The organism is Acinetobacter sp. UBA3461 (assembly GCF_002381195.1).
GTDB lineage: Bacteria > Pseudomonadota > Gammaproteobacteria > Pseudomonadales > Moraxellaceae > Acinetobacter > Acinetobacter schindleri.
The window spans coordinates 1-19,470 of sequence record NZ_DFRO01000044.1; the positions used below are offsets into that span (position 1 = coordinate 1).

Sequence of the window (19,470 nt, forward strand, 5' to 3'; positions counted from 1 at the left end):
CAGCCTATTTGCAACAGTGCCCTAAAAATTCCATCTAATGTGAATGTTGATCATTGGAAGAGTTTTATTCAAATGAGAGAAGAGATTAATAATCCTTTAACGCCTAGTGGTGCTAAAGCTCTTTTAAAGAAACTTGAAGAGTATGGAATTGATGCTAATCAGAGTTTAATCAATGCAATTATTGGAAATTATTCCAATGTATTAGAACCAAACTACGAAAGAGTCAGCTGCGGCCCCTCTCGAACTCACCATAATTTATTAGAACGATAAAGCATCTATAAATTGAACAGAGCCAATATGTCAGCCCATACAAATCCTTGAGGTATTTATCTTAGGGACTTGTATGGGGCAAAAATTAGAAAATGTAAATTCAATTAATCAATGCAATAACTATATGAAAATATGGAATGAATGAGATTTTATGAAATAAAGGATGGCTAGGGTGCCATCCTTTTATTTTTATTCATTAGTACTGTGCCTGACCAGGAATCCAGTTAGTGCCTGCCAGCGGAACACGTGCCATTGCAGCAGCTTCTACATTCAATGCCACCAAATCTTCTGGATCAAGGTTGTGCAAATGTGATTTACCACATGCTCGCGCCATTGTTTGTGCTTCTAACACAAGCACACGCAGGTAGTTTGCAAGATGGCGTCCCCCTTCTACAGGATCTAAACGTTTAGATAACTCAGGATCTTGTGTGGTGATACCAGCTGGATCACGGCCATTTTGCCAGTCATCATAGTAACCTGCTGCAGAACCAATTTCTTTTAGTTCTTTATCCAGACGCGGATGGTTATCCCCTAGAGCAATTAGTGCTGCTGTACCAATGGCAACTGCATCAGCTCCTAGTGCCATCGCTTTAGCCACATCTGCACCGGTACGAATACCACCTGATACAATCAGTTGGACTTTTCGATGCATACCCATTTCCTGAAGTGCTTGAACCGCTTGAGGAATGGCTGGAAGAATTGGGATACCTACATGTTCAATAAATACCTCTTGGGTTGCTGCTGTCCCGCCTTGCATGCCATCCAGTACGATTACATCTGCACCGGCTTTCACAGCAAGCTTCACGTCATAATAAGGACGGCTTGCACCAATTTTTACATAAATTGGTTTTTCCCAATCTGTGATTTCACGGATTTCCGCAATCTTGATTGCAAGATCATCTGGACCTGTCCAGTCAGGATGACGACAAGCACTGCGTTGATCTACACCTACTGGTAAAGTACGCATACCAGCAACACGCTCAGTTACTTTCATGCCAAGTAACATGCCACCACCACCTGGTTTTGCACCTTGACCTAATACGATTTCAATTGCATCAGCTTTACGCAAATCATCTGGGTTCATGCCATAACGAGATGGTAGGTATTGATAGACCAAGGTCTCTGAGTGACCACGTTCCTCAGGTGTCATACCACCATCACCTGTAGTAGTTGATGTGCCCACCATTGATGCACCACGGCCTAAAGATTCTTTGGCATTGGCAGAGAGAGCACCAAAACTCATGCCGGCAATGGTCACAGGAATTTTTAGATGAATTGGTTTTTTCGCAAAACGTGTGCCCAGTACCACATCAGTACCGCATTTTTCACGATAACCCTCCAATGGGTAACGTGACATGCTGGCACCTAATAACAATAAGTCATCAAAATGCGGGACTTTACGTTTTGTGCCACCTCCGCGAATATCATAAATACCTGTCGCTGCTGCACGTTGAATTTCCTGAATCGTTAAACGGTCAAATGTCGCTGATTCACGTAACACTGGTTCAAATTCTTGGATAGTTTGAGTCATGATTTTATTCTCCGTATTACGTTATTCTTAGTACGCTGATGCGTTGTCGACTTTGAAGTTATATAGCTGACGTGCTGAGCCATAGCGTTTAAATGCTTTTGGATCTTCATCAAACCCTGCTTTAGCCAAAAGTTCAGCAAGCTCGTTCAAATGTTCTTCTCGCATTTCTTTTTCGATACAGTCTGAACCCAATGATTTCACTGCACCTTTAACATAAATTCGTGTTTCATACAGTGAGTCACCAAGTGCATCACCAGCATCCCCACAAACCACTAATCGACCTGCTTGTCCCATAAAACAGCTCATATGACCGATACTGCCACCGACAACAATATCGACACCTTTCATGGAGATACCACAACGAGCCCCTGCATCGCCTTCAATCACCAGTAAGCCACCATGCGCTGTTGCACCTGCTGCTTGAGATGCATTGCCCTTAACATGCACTGAGCCGGACATCATATTTTCTGCACAACCCACACCAACATTGCCATTCACAACAATATCCGCTTCTTGGTTCATACCGGCACAGTAGTAACCTGCATGACCATCAATGGTCACTTTTACTGGGGCTTTAATACCGACTGCAATATTGTGCTGCCCTGCTGGATTTTTGACTGTCCATTCGCTAATCGAAGCCACCGCTTCAGCATCATGCAATGCTTGGTTAAGTTCACGAATACTATCTACGCTTAAGTCGTATTGGTCTTTCAGTTCTACTGCGTTTAATTGTTCTGCTACTGCACTGTTCATAATCTTAATTCTCCTGATGATCTTTTACTTAAGCCGCGTCTTTCGAACGTTCCCATACATATAAGGTGGCAGGTTCTGGTTCCCAAACTCGAGCCTTATCGATATTTGGTAGAGAAGCCAAGGCCTGATATTCAGACGCCATTGCAACGTAGTCATCAGTTTCAGCAAGGACAGCTGGTTTGCATGCAATCGGATCACGAATCACGGCAAAACCATCTTTGGTTCCAATCGCAAAGGTAAAGAAACCGTCTAAATCATCTAAAGCATTGTCGAGTGCTTGAGCCAAGCTATCACCTTGTTGAAGACGCCAAGTCAAATACCCTGCTGCAACTTCTGTATCGTTGTCTGTTTCAAAATGAATGCCTTCACGTTTCAATTCTTGGCGTAAGCGTGCGTGATTCGATAATGAGCCGTTATGTACTAGGCACAAATCAGCGCCGGTAGAAAATGGATGGCTGCCTTCCATCGTTACAGCACTCTCTGTTGCCATACGGGTATGTCCGATGATATGGCTACCTTTCATTTTTGAGAGGCCAAAACGTTCAGAAATTTCAGCTGGAAGCCCCATACCTTTGAGGATTTCAATGCTTAGTCCGGCACTCATAATTTTGAGTTGTGGTGCCAATTTAGTAATCGCTGTACGGACTGTATCCTCATCCGCCTTTACTTTAATGACTGCTGCGGTCGCATTGGTAAACCAGTCTAATTCTGCATTTAATTCAGTCGCAAGTTCGGCAATAAAGGTATCCCAAATAAAAGCTTCATCAGTACTTTGTAAAGTGAGTTTAACCCAGCCTTCTTGTACTTCATCACCATAAATGGCAAAGCCTGCACTGTCTGGCCCACGGCCTGTCATTGACTCAAGCATCGGTTCAAATAATTTGCCAAGTTGCGATTCCAATGCCGGATTTTTAAGATATAAACCAACGATTCCACACATAGTTGTTCTCCACTACATTATTTTTTCAATGTTTAAAAGTTATGAATTAAAAGAATTCGGTATAACGTTGAATTTCCCAGTCAGACACATGGCGGCAATACTCCACCCACTCCATGCTCTTTTGATCAATGAATTCATCGACAATTTCTGCGCCTAATTTTTCGTGGAAAAGCGGATCGGCTTTGAGGGCTACGACTGCCTCTTTGAGTGACTGGGGTAAAGTTTCAATGCCACGCGCAGCAATTTCTTCCAGGCTTAAGGTATACAAATTTTCATTACACACCGGTGGTGGTGTCAGTTCACGTTCAATGCCATCTAGACCTGCAGCGATAATTGCGGCTGTTACCAGATAAGGATTACAACCTGCATCCGGTAGACGAAGCTCAATACGTCCATATGGAATACGAACCATGGCTGATCGGTTATTTGAACCGTAAGCGATAAATGCCGGTGCCCATGTCGCACCTGAAAGTGAGCGCCCTACTACTAAACGTTTATATGAATTGACTGTCGGTGCACAGAAAGCACAGAGTGCTGGTGCATGTGCCAAAAGACCTGCAATAAAGTGATAGGCCATTTTGGATAGCCCCATACCACTTGGGTCACTTGGATCATGGAATAAATTTTTGGATTCATCACTTCCTATCGATAAGTGGAAGTGCATCCCATTACCTGCACGCTTCGGATCCGGCTTCGGCATAAATGAACAGACCATACCCAAATCATTGGCAATTTCACCTGCTGCCATGCGGAAGAAGGTAAACATGTCTGCCGAATTCATGGCATCAGAATAGGTATAGTTAATTTCAAACTGACCATTGGCATCTTCATGGTCAATTTGGTAGATATCAAAACCAACTGGGATCAAGGCTTCTGTGAGCTTTTCCAGAAACTGGCGTGAACGGGACAAGCCTTTATAGTCATAACACGGCTTATCGAGATTATCCGAATCATCGACCATTTTGAGTTTGCCGTCTTCAGTACGACGGAACAAACTAAATTCTGGTTCTAGACCAGTGTTCAGTGTCCAGCCTTTAGCAGACAAGCGTTGAACTTGGCGACGTAACACATAACGAGAGTCATAAGGGTGAGGCTGCCCATTGACATAACCTTCACAGACTACACGACCATAGCCTGGCTGCCATGGCACGGGTGTCAAAGTAGATAGATCACCCTTGACCATGAAATCTGGTCCATGCGGTTGCATACCCATACCTGAAATTGCAAAGCCTGCAAATCCAACACCATCACCTTCAATTGCTTTTAAACCTGAGATCGGTACAGATTTGGTTTTTGCAGCCCCATGGATATCTACGAATTGAGCCAATACATATTTTAATTCATGCTCATCAATCACCTTTTGTACTTCTGGTCGGTACTTTGGCTTGCTTATTATCTGATGATCAAATATCTCTTTTACAGCCTGTTGCAACATGATTGACATACTCCAATATGACAAGACAACTTTTGGCGTGAAAAATGTCCATTAAGAAATGAATTACATTATTCAACACAAGAAATTTTATTTCCTAATAGGAATAGCAATTCTCTTGCCAACTTTTCATTTCCATAGTCAAAATTTGATTTTTTCTATAAAATATCAATATTCATATTAGGAATATATTTTTCCTGAAAATAAATTTTGGAGTTGTTAGTATTTTCCATCCAAAATTTAACTTGACTACAAATGATTTAGACTCAAAAGAGTGCAGGTTGATCCAGAATGAAACAAACAAAGAATGGTATGAAGTTAGAACAATACATTGGTATTCAGATTAAACGTTATCGTCAGGAACAAGGTCTCAAACTGTCAGATGTTGCCCAGATCTCTGAAATTAGCCAGGGCATGCTGAGTAAAATTGAAAATGCACAGGTATCTACGAGTCTGGAAACCTTAAGTCGTCTTTGTGAAGTATTAGGTATTCCTTTATCAACTTTATTTAGTCAATATGATCAGCAGGAAAGCCATGCCATGCTGGTTAAATCCGGTGAAGGCATGGAAGTCGTGCGCCGGGGTACGGATAAAGGCCATACTTATCATTTGTTGACTCATTCACGCGGACCTAAGAAAAATTTTGAGGCGTATTTAGTCAGTATTGATGATGAAAATGAAGAATTTCCTGATTTCTCTCATCCAGGTACAGAGATGTTGTATTTAATTGAAGGTGAACTCATCTATCGCCATGGTGATGAAACCTTTCACATGCATCCAGGTGACTGCCTAACCTTAGAAGGTGAAATTCCACATGGACCGGCCCAATTAATTCAAGTCCCTATTCGTTTATTGTCGATGGTCAATTACTCTCAAACAGCTGCCGAATAATTTGATTTATTCTCTAATTAAAAGATGGCTTCATGCCATCTTTTTTATTTTCATATAGTTAAATATATTTTTGATCAAAAACAGATCAATGGTATGAGAATTGCTTTAATAACAAGAAAATAATATTCCTTATAGGAATAAATATTTTGTCATTCAATTTCGTAAAAGAACATGAACTGATACGTAAAATTTTCTGTGATTCAGGAGCAATCATGAAATTAACTTCCATAAAACAGCTTACTTTTTATAGCCTCATCATATTCCCCTCCTTATGTTTTGCCGCAGAGACTGAAATGGATAAGGCTTCAACCGTATGGATGATCATTTCATCTTTACTGGTACTGTTCATGTGTATTCCTGGACTTGCATTATTCTATGGAGGCATGGTCCGAACAAAAAATGTGTTATCTATCTTTACCCAGTTTCTTGGGATTGCCGGTGTGGTCTCTGTACTGTGGGTAGCTTTCGTTTACAGCATGACCGCTGATGGAACCAACATGGCTGAAGGTGTCTACAATCTAAATAGTTTTGTTGGTGGCTTAAATAAAGCTTTTCTCATCGGTATTGATGAAAATACCCTGATTGGTGGTGTACCTGAATATGTCTTGCTCACGTTCGGTTTAGCTTTCGCAATTATTACTCCCTGTATTGTGGTGGGAGGATTTGCTGAACGCATGAAATTCAGTGCTGTGATGCTGTTCAGTATTTTATGGCTCATCATTGTTTATGCACCTGTGAACCATATTGTTTGGGGCGGAAGCGGTGCATTATTTCATAATTGGGGTGTACTTGATTTCGCGGGCGGGACTGCAATTCATATCAATGCCGGGATTGCTGCTCTAGTCGGGGCTTTCGTTTTAGGTCGTCGTAAAGGATGGCCAACTACACCTATGCCTCCGCATAATGTCATCTTTACACTGATGGGGATGGCCTTTTTATGGTTGGGTTGGTTTGGTTTTAATGTCGGCTCTGCACTTGCAATCAATGAATCCGCGATCGTGGCATTCATCACAACCATGTTTGCGACTTGTACTGGCATCTTGGGATGGTTGGTCATCGAAAAGATTAAAAGTGGTCATGTCACTGCATTAGGCTTAGCTTCAGGTGCAATTGCTGGACTGGTTGGTATTACGCCTGCTTGTGCTTTCGTTGGTCCCTTAAGTGCCCTATTCATTGGTTTTGTCAGTGCAATCGGGTGTTATTATGCGATCACAGTATTGAAGAAAAAATTAGGCGTAGATGATGCCTTAGATGTTTTTGCCCTACATGGTATCGGTGGGATCATCGGTTGTATTCTCACAGGTGTATTCTGTGTCCCAGCACTAGGCGGAAAAGTTGAAGGTATTGAAATTATTCCTCAGGTCACTGCTCAAATTGCCAGTATTATTGTCACTATCATTTATTCAGGTCTTGTGACCTGGATCATTATGAAAGTGGTAGACAAAATGATTGGTTTACGTGCAAGTCCTGAAGCAGAACAAAAAGGTTTGGATATTAGCGATCACAATGAGCGTGCTTATAACAATTAATTCAATCCCACATTCATCAAGAGCCTTGCGCTCTTGATGAATGCAAGTAGTTCCCCATTTTTATCTTTGTTTATCTATTCATTAATTTCTCATAAGCGTCTTTAATTAAATAATTTAAAGATTTCTTTTTGTTTTGCACCTTTTACTTCACAGGTCTATATAGTTCATAAGCTTCCATTATTATTGTCATACCTCTTGGAGATTCAATCATGATTTCTCTTGTCCTTAAATGTATCTAAAATTTACATAATACACACTATACGAAACCATCCTGTAAGCCTAAATTATTATTTTAATTCAATTATTTAGTTCAAAAAAATTCTAGACCTACCTAACTGGACTTTTTATACTTTTGCCATGTTCCACGCATGTTATTTGATCAGCGTTCCACAATGGTGCTTACTCTAACTTATTAACGAATAAATACTTAGTTGAGTAACATATGTAGAAAATGGCTGCCCGTTTACACGAACAGCCATTTGAGGGTTTACAGGTAGGGGGAAACTTTTTAGATCAAAGCTTCAATGCCAACAACTTGACCATTAAATTCCTGAATTGCATCGACCAGTACTTCCCAAAGATAAAGAGACATTGTACGGTCGCATAAAATATTAAATTTTGCTGCTACATCATCGCTGACATTCATCACGATTGCATTGATACGTGCGACTGATGTTTGTGCCACCTGGCCTCTTAAAAAGGCTTCTTCAGATAAATCTACTGCACAGAGTTTCGCCATGATCAAAGCAATCGATGGGCCTGTAAGCTGTAAACAAGCATGGCTGTCCTGACGTGGCAACAAATAATTGAGACGATCATCCATGACCCAGTTTTTTTCTAGATCTATAATCTTCTTACCAAAATCATCTAGACCACCCAAAAGCAGATATTCTGTTGCAGATAAACGTGCAACATAGCTGCCATCTTGCTGGGTAATCAATGTATTAGGTGTTTGTGGTAACTCAAAACCATGGTCAAGTAAAAATTCAGCAGTATCGATCCCTCGGAAGCCAACACGAGGTAAATTAGTTAAATCGACCAATGCACATTTTTGAACTGCACCACGGTCATCCAAACCACCCGCTAAAAATAATTTTCCAGCGCCAAAAGATTGGTAATGTCCCGCAACATTTTGAATTGGGCTACGTTCTGCTTGATATAAATTTTTCATAATTAAGCTACCTCCTGACGCACGCCTTCTGGATCATAAAATGGAGCTTTCACTACCGTCCCATATACAATTTCCCCTTTTTCCACGCGAATTGGAAATTGTTGGCCAACCTCACTTTGCTCTATGCTGACATAAGCCATACCAATGATTTGATCTAAAGTTGGTGAGAATTCACAAGAGGTAATGTTGCCTGTGATATTTTCATCATTGAGCACGATATGACCTTCAAGAGGTTGAGTCTGTTGCTTATCTAATACAAAAGACACCAGTTTACGTTTCAATGGTTGTTTACTGAGGATATCAATGGAACGTTTACCCACAAACCAGGGTTTAGATTTAGCAACTGCCCAACCCAAATCACATTCCAAAGGATGAGTCATGCCATCTGTTTCCTGACTAATGATGATGTGGCCTTTTTCCAAACGTAATAAACGCTGTGCTTCCACACCGAAAGGCTGAATCTGAAATTCTTGACCTGCGCCTATGAGATGATCCCAAAGGAACTCGCCATAACGTGCTGGATAATGGATTTCGTAACCAAGCTCGCCTACAAAGCCAACACGTAGCAGACGTACAGGAATGCCTTGAATTGTGCCAAGACGTAGACCTAAATATGGGAAAGCTTCATTGCTAAAATCCACATCGTGGCAGACTTTTTCCATCACTTTGCGTGAATTGGGCCCTGCGATATTTACTGCGGTAAATGCACTGGTGACATTAGTAATATCTACGTTTAAGCGCCATTGCACATTCCATTTCAACATCTGCTGATAGATTCGATCCACACCACTTGTGGTTGCTGTCACATAAAAATGATTGTCACTGAGACGTCCAGCAACACCGTCATCGATGATCACACCATCCTCTGCGGCCATGACTGCATAACGGGTTTTACCTACTGGCAATTTAGCAAAGGCAAAGGTATACATACGATTTAAAAACTCTGCGCTGTCGGTACCGCGGATTTCAAGCCCGCCTAGTGTTGAAACATCGATGATGCCAACATTTTTTCGTACATTCAGTACTTCACGTTCAATATTTTCTAAACGCTGTTCAGGGTTGCCATAAAATGCCGGACGTTGCCAATTGCCTGCAGGCATCATTTTCGCACCTAGTTCGAGGTGACGTCGGTGCATGGCTGTTTGACGGTAAGGATCAAAACCACGACCAGCAATGTGTGCCAGCTTTTCAGCAGTAAATGGTGGACGTGCTGTCGTTACCCCGGTTTCACTGACACTGCGATCGGTATGTTTTGCTACCAAGCGTGCCGTCGGTAATGCGGAATGTCGACCTTGTGATGGCCCCATGCCGACCGTTGAGAAGCGTTTAACCAATTGCACATCACGGTAACCGCTTTTTGTGGCATTAATGATGTCCTTGATTTGTAGGTCTTCATCATAATCGACAAATTCTTTACCTTTAGGATGTTCAAAGATCGGCCATGGATAGTTAACCGCAGCTTCTTTAAAGGTAATTTTATCAACCTGATGTGTATCATTTAAAATGGCATGAATAGCATTTTTTGCTGATTGTGCTGCATCTGCCAGGACATTCTCAAGTGCATGAACACCATTGACCGAGCCTGCAATATGTAGCCCTTCGACTAAGCCTGAAATACTGAACTGTGCTTGCGTATCGTTATAACTAAGTTTACCGCCTGCCTGACACAGCAACTGATAAACAGGCATATATCCGGAAGACATGGCCAATACATCACATTTTAAATAATGTGCATGTTCCGATACTTGACCTTCAGCCGTAATCTGACGTACATCAATGCTTGTAACATGCAACATGCCTTTACTATGCAGTGCCTCATATACAGTACTATTGAAATAACAAGGAATTTTATTTTGTTCCACTGCTTTTTGGATTTCAGTATTTGCTGCACCTGAACGCATCTCAATTAAAGCGACCACATTAAGTCCCGCTTCAACCAGATCCAGTGCGGCTAAGTACCCATCATCATTACCCGTTAAAATGGCAATTTTTTGTCCAGGTTTGACTGCATAAAGTTTCACAAGACGCTGTACAGCACTGGTCAACATCACCCCTGGCAAATCATTATTTCTAAACACCACAGGCTGATCAAAGCTACCACTAGCTACGATGCATTGTTTGGCACGTACCTTATACATGCGTTTGCCCTGAATAATTGGCAAATAATGATCGGTAAACCAAGCATTACAAATCGCCTGTTTCAGTACGGTAATCTTAGGATGATTTTCAACTTTTTGAATCAGCTCGGCTTTAATGGCTTGCGCTTTTTGTGCATCTACATCAAAGCGTGCATAGTTTAAGCTACCACCTAGTATTTTATCCTGCTCAATGAGTAGCACTTTTAAACCAGCTTCAGCTGCAGTCAGTGCTGCCTGAAGCCCTGCAGGTCCTGCGCCAATCACTGTAACATCAGTAAACAAATAAGCTTTATCGTAATATTCAGGCTCGAAGTTGAGATCAAGTACCCCCAGCCCAGCTTTTTTACGAATCATCGGCTCCCAGAGTTTCCACACCCCTTTTGGTTTGTAGAAAGAGCGGTAATAAAAACCAACCGGCATAAATTTGGAAAAATGTCCCAAAAATGCATCGGAGTCTTTCATTAATGAACCCGAATAATTTTGCCCAGTGGCACAGACTGCTTGTTCAATCTCTGTTGTATCCGCCAATACATTCGGCTCTTGTGGCAATTGAATTAAAGTATTGGCATCTTGACCCGCCATAGTCAGTGGCGCACGTGGACGATGATATTTAAATGAACGTGACATCACCCAACGGCCACTGGCAATTAACGCGCTGGCAATCGTGTCACCGGCAAAACCTTTAAACTTTTGACCATCAAATTCAAATTCGACTTTTTGATCACGTTGAATGAGTAATCCATATGGTGCTGGAAGGCGATCTAATCCTGTATTGCTCATGCGACTACCCCCTGTTGTGGTACTTGAGACTGACTTTGTTTTTGTTCTATTGCAAAATCAACGCGTTGATTGAAAAGTTCTTTGGCATCATAGGTCCGAATAATTTCATCGCTGGCTGTATGACGTTCTGCAATGAACCAGTAACTACTTGGCGTATGCATCCACCATTCACGAACAATGGCAATCTGATTGTCTTTATTAAAGACATAATCCGCCCATTGTTCATCGGTGCAGGTATTTTGATCCGGCATTTCACGCACTTCACCGCCATAGCTAAACTCACTGATATTGCGTGGGCCGTTTAAAGGACAAATCATAATTTTCATGTTATTACTCCTTAGTGGCTTGCTGCAGTTGCACCCATTTCATTGACTTGCTGGAAACGGCTGAAACGTGAAAGCTCAAATGGTTTAATCAAGTCAGGAGTTTTTCCTGTTGCTACCAGTTCCGCCATGGTCTTGCCGCAGATCGGTGTAGACTTGAATCCCCAAGTCCCCCAGCCTGCATCAAGGTAATAATTGTCATATGGTGATTTACCCATGATTGGACTATAGTCCGGTGTCATATCGGTAATCCCGGCCCATTGACGCATAAGTTTGACGTTGGCCATAAATGGGAACATCTCAATCGCATGAGCAAGTAGACTTTCTTTTAAATCTAATGTGGAACGGGTGTTATACAGTGGATATGGATCTGAACCACCGCCAAATACGATTTCTCCGCGACTGGTTTGTTGTACATAGCAATGCAATGCCGATGAGCTCACCAGTGGATTGATAAAAGGTTTAAAAGGCTGAGACACCATCGCTTGCAATGGAAAGGTATGAATTGGTGAACGAATACGCAGCTTGTTCATCAGTAGACTTGAAGCACCGGCGATTGCCTGAACTACACATCCACACTGCACCGTTCCACGGTTGGTCTTTACAGCAGTAACCCGATTTCCCTCAGTGACGAAGTCCTGAACTTCAGTGAGCTGATGAATTTCAACACCACGCTTAGATGCGCCTTTCGCATATCCCCATGCCACCGCATCATGCCGTGCAGTCGCCCCATCGATATGCCATAAACCTGCTAAAACGGGCAAATGTGCAGGATCAAGATTCAGACAAGGAACTAATTCTTTAATTTGCTGACGGTCAATCATTTCAGTACGACCACCAAAATGTTTATTTACCTCAGCTCGTTGACGAAAAGCACGTACTGTTGAATCAGTATGTGCTAGCGTGAGCTGTCCACGCTCTGAATACATGATGTTGAAATCAAACTCATTGGACAAATTTTTAAACATATTGACTGATTCTGAATAGAACTTCACACCTTCAGAAGTCAGATAGTTAGAACGAATGACGGCTGTATTTCGGGCTGTATTACCACCACCTAAATATGATTTTTCCAATACGGCAATATTGGTAATGCCTTCATATTTCGCTAAATAATAAGCTGTAGCGAGACCATGCCCACCACCACCAATAATCACCACATCATAGTGTGACTTCAGGTCTTTAGGTGGAGGTAAATCAACCTCTACAGGATATTCACTGCTTAATCCGTATTTGAGTAAACCCAATGGCATGATGCATCCTCCACGACATTTAACATGTCAGTTGTAATTCTTTATCTTGATGACTGTATTTGCTGATGAGCTGCAGCAATTGTATTTTTCATTAAATAAGCGATGGTCATGGGTCCTACACCGCCAGGGACAGGAGTAATTGCTTTGACTTTGCCTACAACCGCATCAAAGTCCACATCTCCTACTAGCTTATTCTTGCCATCCACCTGAATCCGGTTAATTCCGACATCAATCACGATCGAATTTTCATTAAGGTAAGCTCCATCCAGCATTTGTGGGCATCCTACTGCAGCCACCACAATGTCAGCCTGTTTGCAAATCGCTTGAATGTTTCTCGTCTTGGAATGAACGATAGTGACCGTACAATTTTCTTTAAGCAGTAAAGCCGCCATCGGTTTACCGACAATATTAGAGCGTCCGACTACAACTGCATTGAGACCACTCAGATCAGGTCCAAGCGTATCTTTGAGTAAACGGATACAGCCTGTTGGGGTACAAGGGGTCAAGACGTCACGTCCCTGGCTTAACCCACCCACATTTTCACTATGAAAACCATCAACATCCTTTTTAGGATTTATGCGTTCTAACACACTATTTTCATCTATATGTTTCGGTAAAGGCAGCTGGACCAAAATTCCATGCACAGTAGTATCAGCATTCAACGCATCTATCTGAGCAAGCAGTGTGTTTTGAGAAGTATCTGCGCTTAACCGGAATTCAAGAGAACGTATGCCTACGTAACCTGCTTTTTCTACTTTGTTACGCACATAGACATGGCTGGCAGGATCATTACCGACCAATACCACGGCTAAACAAGGTTCGATGCCCTGCTGCTTCAGATCCAGCACTTCTGCTTTAACTTCATCCAAAACAGTTTGTGCTGTCGATTTACCATCTATGATTTGCATCGTCTGGTGAGTTTGGAGTGCTATATTCATTTAAACACCACCGTACGATCGTCATTCAGGAATACACGGTGCTCAACGAAATATTTGACAGCTTTAGACAAAGCTATAGTCTCAGTATCACGGCCCACCGAAACCAAATCATCTGGCAAATAAGCATGATCAACACGCTGTATTTCCTGTTCAATAATTGGACCTTCATCCAGATCACCTGTAACAAAGTGAGCCGTTGCACCAATGAGTTTTACACCACGCTCAAAGGCTTGATGATAAGGTTTAGCACCTTTAAATCCAGGCAAGAAAGAATGATGGATATTAATGGCACGCCCTGATAAAGCTTTGCATAAGTCATCTGAAAGAATTTGCATATAGCGCGCAAGAATGACTAATTCCGTTTTAGTCTCATCTACAATTTTGAGTAATTCAGCCTCTTGTTGTGCTTTGGTTTCTTTAGTAACAGGTAAATAAATAAAACGGATGCCTTCACGTTCAGCAATTGGACGTAAATCTAAATGGTTGGAAACAATCGCGGTGATTTGAAAATCCAGTTCACCTTTGTGATGGCGATATAAAAGATTGAGAAAGCAGTGATCAAATTTACTGACCATGATTAAGACTTTCATTGGGCTATCACAGTCATAAAAGTCCGCCTGCATGGCAAATTGAGCTTTGACAGTTTCAAAACCATTTGTTAAAGCCTCGATATCGCCCTTGCCTTCATTAAAGCGAAACACAATACGAGTAAAAAACTGTCCTGTGGTTTCGTCATCATATTGTGACATTTCACTGATATAGCATTGATTCTGCGCTAGATAACCAGTCACGGCTGCCACAATGCCAGATGCTGCAGGACAAGTAATTTTTAAAATGTATTGTTTATTTGGATTGGATAACATGGCCTGATTTCCCTCAGAATTTCCAATTTGGTGCATAAGTTCAATGGAATGATTTATTTCCCTTCAGGAAAATAAATTTCTCTTTAGGAATTTATATTGGATTTTTTTTAAGCTGTCTAGCGCTTTATGAATATTTTTTTACTATTAGTAATATTTATTTTTATTTATATTTTTCATAGACATAAATAAATATCAATGAGGATTTTTTCCTCATTGAATAGTGATCTTATCTATGCTCAGCTTAGAGTTACCTTTATACAAAATAATGGGCTTTTATCTCTTTTGGACCCCTGAAAATATTCTTCACAAAATAATCAGCAAAAATTGCGCCAATATAAATAACTTTGACATAGTAGTGACTTAGGAATGCTCGCTTTTAGCTCTAAAAACATCAGGTTCACTAAGTTCATGAATCACTTAAAATTAAATTATGAATTTAATTAAGTGTATGAAAATATTTAAAATTAATAATTATATTAATTATGAAGTGGACTTTAGGTGGCACTGTTGCAAATAACCACTAATGGTAAGCTGAATCCTCTTTTAGCTAAAGGTACAGCATATGAATCCCTTCTTCAGGGCGAAATCATTCTTTGGGCTGTGCGCTAGTATTGTAAATATGGCATTAGCTATCGTGAACTGCAGGAAATGCTGGCCGAACGTGGTGTGAATGTTGATCACACGACTATTTATCGTTGGGTTCAGGCGCTTGGATCGCGGAATCCAGAGGTCATTGGCAGTCATCCAACGACGAAGCGTTTCTACAGGGATATTCAGGTCAAACATGCTGCTGAGTTTTTCATGCGCTAAGGTTGGGCCAAAGCCCAGCAGATGTTCAGAAATAATGGAAAGACATTTTGATTTTAACAAGTCATCATGGCGACGATGGCCAGGTTGACCACGACTGGCATGTGTCAGGCCTGAAACACCGTCTTGCTTTAGCTTCTGCAATAAGCGGGTAATTTGACGGGTTGAAAGATTCAGAATTTCAGCAGCACGGACTTGTATAATACGTTGATCTCGAACATCTTTCAGCACTGCAAGACGTTGTATTTCCTTGTCAGACATAGTGATCAGCATCTCAAGTTTATATCCAGTCCATGATGTTGATGCGCATCATAGACCAGACATTTTTATTGGTGAGAATACAGACACTTTAAATGGTTTCTAACAGATGGACTTCGTATAAGAGTTTTTATGTTAAATACAAATAAAAAAAATCCTAACGCACTGTCAGGATTTTTTAGTTCACATGTTATTAATCCTAACCGTAGTCAGGGAAGTTATACCCAAAAACTTTTTTCCAAGTATTTATTGATTCTTTATCTTTTCCTTCATTTTCAAGTTGTCTAGCATCTCTTGAAAGTTGGGCGAATGTTTTAAATTTCTCGCTCAATGAGTATCTACTATAATAGTCTATATCATTGATGTTACTTTGAATATTTTTAGGATCAGCCACAGTATTGATAATACTATTCGCTAAGTAGTTAAAAACGTTCTCTAATTCCAAATCAACATACTCTGAACATGTATTATTCGGTTTACTTTCATAGTAGTACAGGATCATAGCTTCTAATAAATAAGATCCGATGTTCACTCTTTTTTCTTGTTTCCAGTACTTCAATATGCGAATTACATTTAAAACATTACCAGATTGATTTTGATTGACGGCTGATAATCTATCTCTATCAGTCTTAGGATTCGTTTTTTTCCAACTTCCAGATCTATTTGGGATTAAATAATAAGAGTTTCCATCGCTATCTGGTGATGTCAAAAAGCAAGGAACAATATCGAAATTCCATGTATAGCTTTTCAACTTCAGAGTTGCTGCTTCTCCATCCCTTTTGATTTCAGCTGATGAATATTGACTGACCTTACTTAATTCTGATTTAAATGCATTGGTAATACGTGTTGAACTTAAGCCTGAACTATCAAGAGTTTTCGCATATTTTTTTAACTTTCCAGAGTAGTTTTCTGGAAATTTCAACTCAATATCGTCCCAAGATCTTTCATAATATGTACATCCATCGGCTTTGATACCAACCATTAGATCAATATCATCTAATGGTCTAGTTTTAGTCTTTCGAGCAAAAGAACCAAAGCCGATATCGATTTCTGGATATAAGTTAGGAAAGTTATCATTATTTTCTGGAAAGTTTGAAATTTGATCTAATAACCAATTTCGACTATTTCGAGCCGTTGATGATGTAGCTGAATCTAAATTTACAATATTTTTCTGGAAGTCATTAAAAGCACTTATAACTGTTGTTGCCATATAAATCTCAATAAAGTTAATTAAAGATAGTTGTCTATGTATCTTTGAATATTCCTTATAGATAAGGTTTCATTTTGATTTTTAAAGTATTTATGTAATTTATTTGGAATAGGTCTAGCAGATTTACGATATGAATAAACCGCATTTTGTACCTCTTCAGCAAGAGATATAACATCTTGATCAGTAGCACTATTATTTGATAGTTGGTTTAAGGCATCTTCTATTTCACTATTCAAACGATTTCCTTCTTTAACAGTTTCTTTATGTTCTAGGACTAGAAAGAATAGAAATATTACTATAGGTATAGAGGCACTTAGTGTTTTGATAAATAATGAAATATTTTCAAAATAATAGATACTTACCGCAAAAAATACGAAAATCAGTAAAACAATAAAAGCTAATACGGTCTTGTAATATCTTTCTCTGTTGGGAATGTCCCAAGATAAATTTTGGCTTTGGCATAGGATAATTGCCATAGGGTATTGATAAGTAGCTGCGGGGGATGTATACCAATTTAAAAATTCTGAAAAATCTCCATACTTTTTCTTATATTTTTCAGATAATAACGTTACTTGACGGTTGTTGGGTTTTTCTCCTAAATAAAGTTTGTTCCACTTTAAGTTAAAGATAGAGCGATCATATAGTTCTTGCATCTGTACTGCTGAGCTTCTTATATTTTTTATCCAACATGATAAAGCTATACTACTGAGGCTACAAAAAATAGCTAAGTAAATGAATATAGAATAATCCTTAACAATACCAATTAATCCAAGAGTAAATGGCATACATACACTAATGATAAAATTTATTGTCATTAGAAATTTACTGTCACTGTATAAAGTATTTACAGCTGCTTGTAATTCTAAATTGGCTAGATCATTTTGCTTCTTTGAAATCAAGTTAACCTCTAAGTTTCTAATTTTTAATAATATTATACAGAATAACGAGTATGAAGTTTTAAATAATTAACAAGATCCTAAAATGATTCTCTTTATATAACTCAAACTACTGGTGTAATCTTTAGTTACTTATGAAATTCTTAGCATTGGGGAATAAGAAATGAATAGTGATAAACAGTACTTTGATCGTCTACAGGAAGAGTATTCAGAAAAATATGGTCATGAACTGTATGCAATTGATGATATTGAAGGAAAAAAAATATTTATTGATATTAATGATCCGTGGAGTGTTTCCTCAAGTTGGGGGGCTTTAGAGAATGAAATACGGTTAATAAAAATGGGACTATTTCCATTAACATTAAGACAAAAATTCGAAAGGAAAGAAACTTTTGAAAAAAAAGCAGACGAACTAGCTAAGCTAATTAATGTTGTTCATACTAAAGAAAATAGTATTCTATGTCCTACTAGTAGATACAATCGTAATAAAGAAAAATAGAATTAGTAATTAGAGCTGAATAATTTAATTTACCTCAAACTAACATAATACACGTTATGCGAAGTCAAAAAAGGAAGCTTAGGCTCCCTTTTTTATTGATGATTTTTTAATTCTTTTAGCATGGCATCCCGCAAAATTTCATTCATTCGTGTTTGATAACCTTTACCTTGTGCTTTGAACCAAGCAAGTACATCAGCATCTAACCGAATTGAAGTTTGTTGCTTCACTGGGCGATAAAATTGATTATGGCGTACAGCATTACTCCAATCAGTAATTTCAGGAATATCTGATAGATCTAGCTGATCATCAGGAACTGTACCTTTAGCAAGCAAGCGTTCAATTTCAGCATCTTGCTTGTCGCTGAATTTTTCATTCAGCTCTTTGCGTGAGTATCTAACCATGCTCATATTTATCTCGCTCCGTTTTGGTTACCTGTCTTGCACTAATGATTCGTATGATTTCACAGTCATCTTCATCAAAGATGGTATGAGCTACTAAGAGCATTAGTACGCCTTTTACTTTTCCAATGGTTTGCCAACGTTCTTCGCCATCGGTATGTCTGTCTTGGATTGAGATCCTCAATGGATCTTCAAAAACAAGGCTTGCCGTTTCGAAAGAGACATCGTGTTTTTTTTGATTTTTTCGATTCTTTGCCTCATCCCATTCGAAATACTGTTCCATAAAAAACATTCAAATTTGTATATACAATAATGTATCACAAAATTGTATCACTCAAGCTGAAAAGCGTAATTTTTGGTCAAAATTAGTGGCAAAATATGACAAAGTTGATCAAAAAACACACGAGTTGTTAAAGCGTGTGTTTTTTGATCTTTTTGGTTTTGGTTTTATTGAATTAAGTGTTTGATAAATAGAACTATTTAAAAAGGCATTTCGTATAACGCCCATTATGTTAAATGGATGGCATTTGGGAGATATTATTTATTCTTTCAATAGGCAGAAACTTGCAGAATTTTTCTTAATTTGTAAT

General features: G+C 39.6%; 17 protein-coding genes and 2 pseudogenes. 4 read left to right on the plus strand and 15 right to left on the minus strand.

Features of this window, described 5'->3' with window-relative positions:
- Positions 1-270, plus strand: a pseudogene (locus B3D47_RS12490) (hypothetical protein); the annotation flags it as partial.
- A 196-nt stretch (positions 271-466) separates the two neighbouring features.
- On the opposite strand, the gene B3D47_RS12495 reads toward B3D47_RS12490, so the two are convergent.
- From B3D47_RS12495 to glnT, 4 genes are read right to left on the minus strand one after another with little or no spacing between them, the layout of a single operon-like run.
- Positions 467-1,801, minus strand: coding sequence for an FMN-binding glutamate synthase family protein (locus tag B3D47_RS12495; protein ID WP_005006275.1), 1,335 nt, complete (start codon positions 1,799-1,801; stop codon positions 467-469).
- Positions 1,802-1,828: 27 nt separating this feature from the next.
- Positions 1,829-2,554 (minus strand): hypothetical protein, encoded by a 726-nt coding sequence (locus B3D47_RS12500; RefSeq protein ID WP_005006276.1) that lies wholly within the window; start codon positions 2,552-2,554, stop codon positions 1,829-1,831.
- Positions 2,555-2,582: 28 nt separating this feature from the next.
- Complete coding sequence (locus tag B3D47_RS12505) at positions 2,583-3,494, minus strand: class II glutamine amidotransferase (protein ID WP_005006277.1); 912 nt, start codon at positions 3,492-3,494, stop codon at positions 2,583-2,585.
- 46 nt (positions 3,495-3,540) lie between these two features.
- Positions 3,541-4,929: a type III glutamate--ammonia ligase gene (glnT, locus tag B3D47_RS12510; RefSeq protein ID WP_005006280.1), complete on the minus strand. Its 1,389-nt coding sequence runs from the start codon at positions 4,927-4,929 to the stop codon at positions 3,541-3,543.
- Between the two features lie 288 nt (positions 4,930-5,217).
- On the opposite strand from glnT, the gene B3D47_RS12515 reads away from it, so the two are divergent.
- Both B3D47_RS12515 and B3D47_RS12520 read left to right on the plus strand, forming a co-directional pair.
- Positions 5,218-5,817: a helix-turn-helix domain-containing protein gene (locus tag B3D47_RS12515; protein ID WP_005006283.1), complete on the plus strand. Its 600-nt coding sequence runs from the start codon at positions 5,218-5,220 to the stop codon at positions 5,815-5,817.
- A gap of 212 nt (positions 5,818-6,029) precedes the next feature.
- On the plus strand, positions 6,030-7,346 hold the full coding sequence (locus B3D47_RS12520; protein WP_005006285.1) for an ammonium transporter: 1,317 nt from the start codon (positions 6,030-6,032) through the stop codon (positions 7,344-7,346).
- Positions 7,347-7,854: 508 nt separating this feature from the next.
- On the opposite strand, the gene B3D47_RS12525 is transcribed toward B3D47_RS12520, so the two are convergent.
- The 9 genes and pseudogenes from B3D47_RS12525 to B3D47_RS12565 all read right to left on the minus strand — a co-directional run bounded on the left by B3D47_RS12525 (position 7,855) and on the right by B3D47_RS12565 (position 17,986).
- On the minus strand, positions 7,855-8,517 hold the full coding sequence (locus B3D47_RS12525; RefSeq protein WP_005006287.1) for a sarcosine oxidase subunit gamma: 663 nt from the start codon (positions 8,515-8,517) through the stop codon (positions 7,855-7,857).
- A 2-nt stretch (positions 8,518-8,519) separates the two neighbouring features.
- Positions 8,520-11,435 (minus strand): 2Fe-2S iron-sulfur cluster-binding protein, encoded by a 2,916-nt coding sequence (locus B3D47_RS12530; protein WP_005006289.1) that lies wholly within the window; start codon positions 11,433-11,435, stop codon positions 8,520-8,522.
- On the minus strand, positions 11,432-11,761 hold the full coding sequence (locus B3D47_RS12535) for a sarcosine oxidase subunit delta (protein ID WP_005006290.1): 330 nt from the start codon (positions 11,759-11,761) through the stop codon (positions 11,432-11,434). The genes B3D47_RS12530 and B3D47_RS12535 overlap by 4 nt, the downstream gene beginning before the upstream one ends.
- A gap of 11 nt (positions 11,762-11,772) precedes the next feature.
- Complete coding sequence (locus B3D47_RS12540) at positions 11,773-13,011, minus strand: FAD-dependent oxidoreductase (protein WP_005006292.1); 1,239 nt, start codon at positions 13,009-13,011, stop codon at positions 11,773-11,775.
- A gap of 41 nt (positions 13,012-13,052) precedes the next feature.
- Positions 13,053-13,949 carry a bifunctional 5,10-methylenetetrahydrofolate dehydrogenase/5,10-methenyltetrahydrofolate cyclohydrolase gene (locus B3D47_RS12545; RefSeq protein WP_005006294.1) on the minus strand — a complete coding sequence of 299 codons (897 nt, stop codon included), beginning with the start codon at positions 13,947-13,949 and terminating at the stop codon, positions 13,053-13,055.
- Positions 13,946-14,812: a formyltetrahydrofolate deformylase gene (gene purU, locus B3D47_RS12550; RefSeq protein ID WP_005006297.1), complete on the minus strand. Its 867-nt coding sequence runs from the start codon at positions 14,810-14,812 to the stop codon at positions 13,946-13,948. Before purU ends, B3D47_RS12545 begins: the two co-directional genes overlap by 4 nt.
- Positions 14,813-15,514: 702 nt before the next feature.
- Positions 15,515-15,892 (minus strand): annotated as a pseudogene (locus B3D47_RS12555) (helix-turn-helix domain-containing protein); the annotation flags it as partial.
- Positions 15,893-16,076: 184 nt separating this feature from the next.
- On the minus strand, positions 16,077-17,087 hold the full coding sequence (locus B3D47_RS12560) for a hypothetical protein (protein WP_019838338.1): 1,011 nt from the start codon (positions 17,085-17,087) through the stop codon (positions 16,077-16,079).
- 20 nt (positions 17,088-17,107) lie between these two features.
- Positions 17,108-17,986 (minus strand): S-4TM family putative pore-forming effector, encoded by an 879-nt coding sequence (locus B3D47_RS12565; RefSeq protein WP_005006303.1) that lies wholly within the window; start codon positions 17,984-17,986, stop codon positions 17,108-17,110.
- A gap of 160 nt (positions 17,987-18,146) precedes the next feature.
- Here B3D47_RS12565 and B3D47_RS12570 point away from each other — a divergent pair, with 160 nt between their 5' ends.
- On the plus strand, positions 18,147-18,482 hold the full coding sequence (locus tag B3D47_RS12570) for a hypothetical protein (protein WP_005006304.1): 336 nt from the start codon (positions 18,147-18,149) through the stop codon (positions 18,480-18,482).
- Between the two features lie 92 nt (positions 18,483-18,574).
- On the opposite strand, the gene B3D47_RS12575 is transcribed toward B3D47_RS12570, so the two are convergent.
- A complete protein-coding gene (locus B3D47_RS12575) occupies positions 18,575-18,889 on the minus strand; it encodes a BrnA antitoxin family protein (RefSeq protein ID WP_004282216.1) in 315 nt (104 codons plus the stop codon).
- A complete protein-coding gene (locus B3D47_RS12580) occupies positions 18,876-19,163 on the minus strand; it encodes a BrnT family toxin (RefSeq protein ID WP_005006312.1) in 288 nt (95 codons plus the stop codon). Before B3D47_RS12580 ends, B3D47_RS12575 begins: the two co-directional genes overlap by 14 nt.
- Between the last annotated feature and the right edge of the window lie 307 nt (positions 19,164-19,470).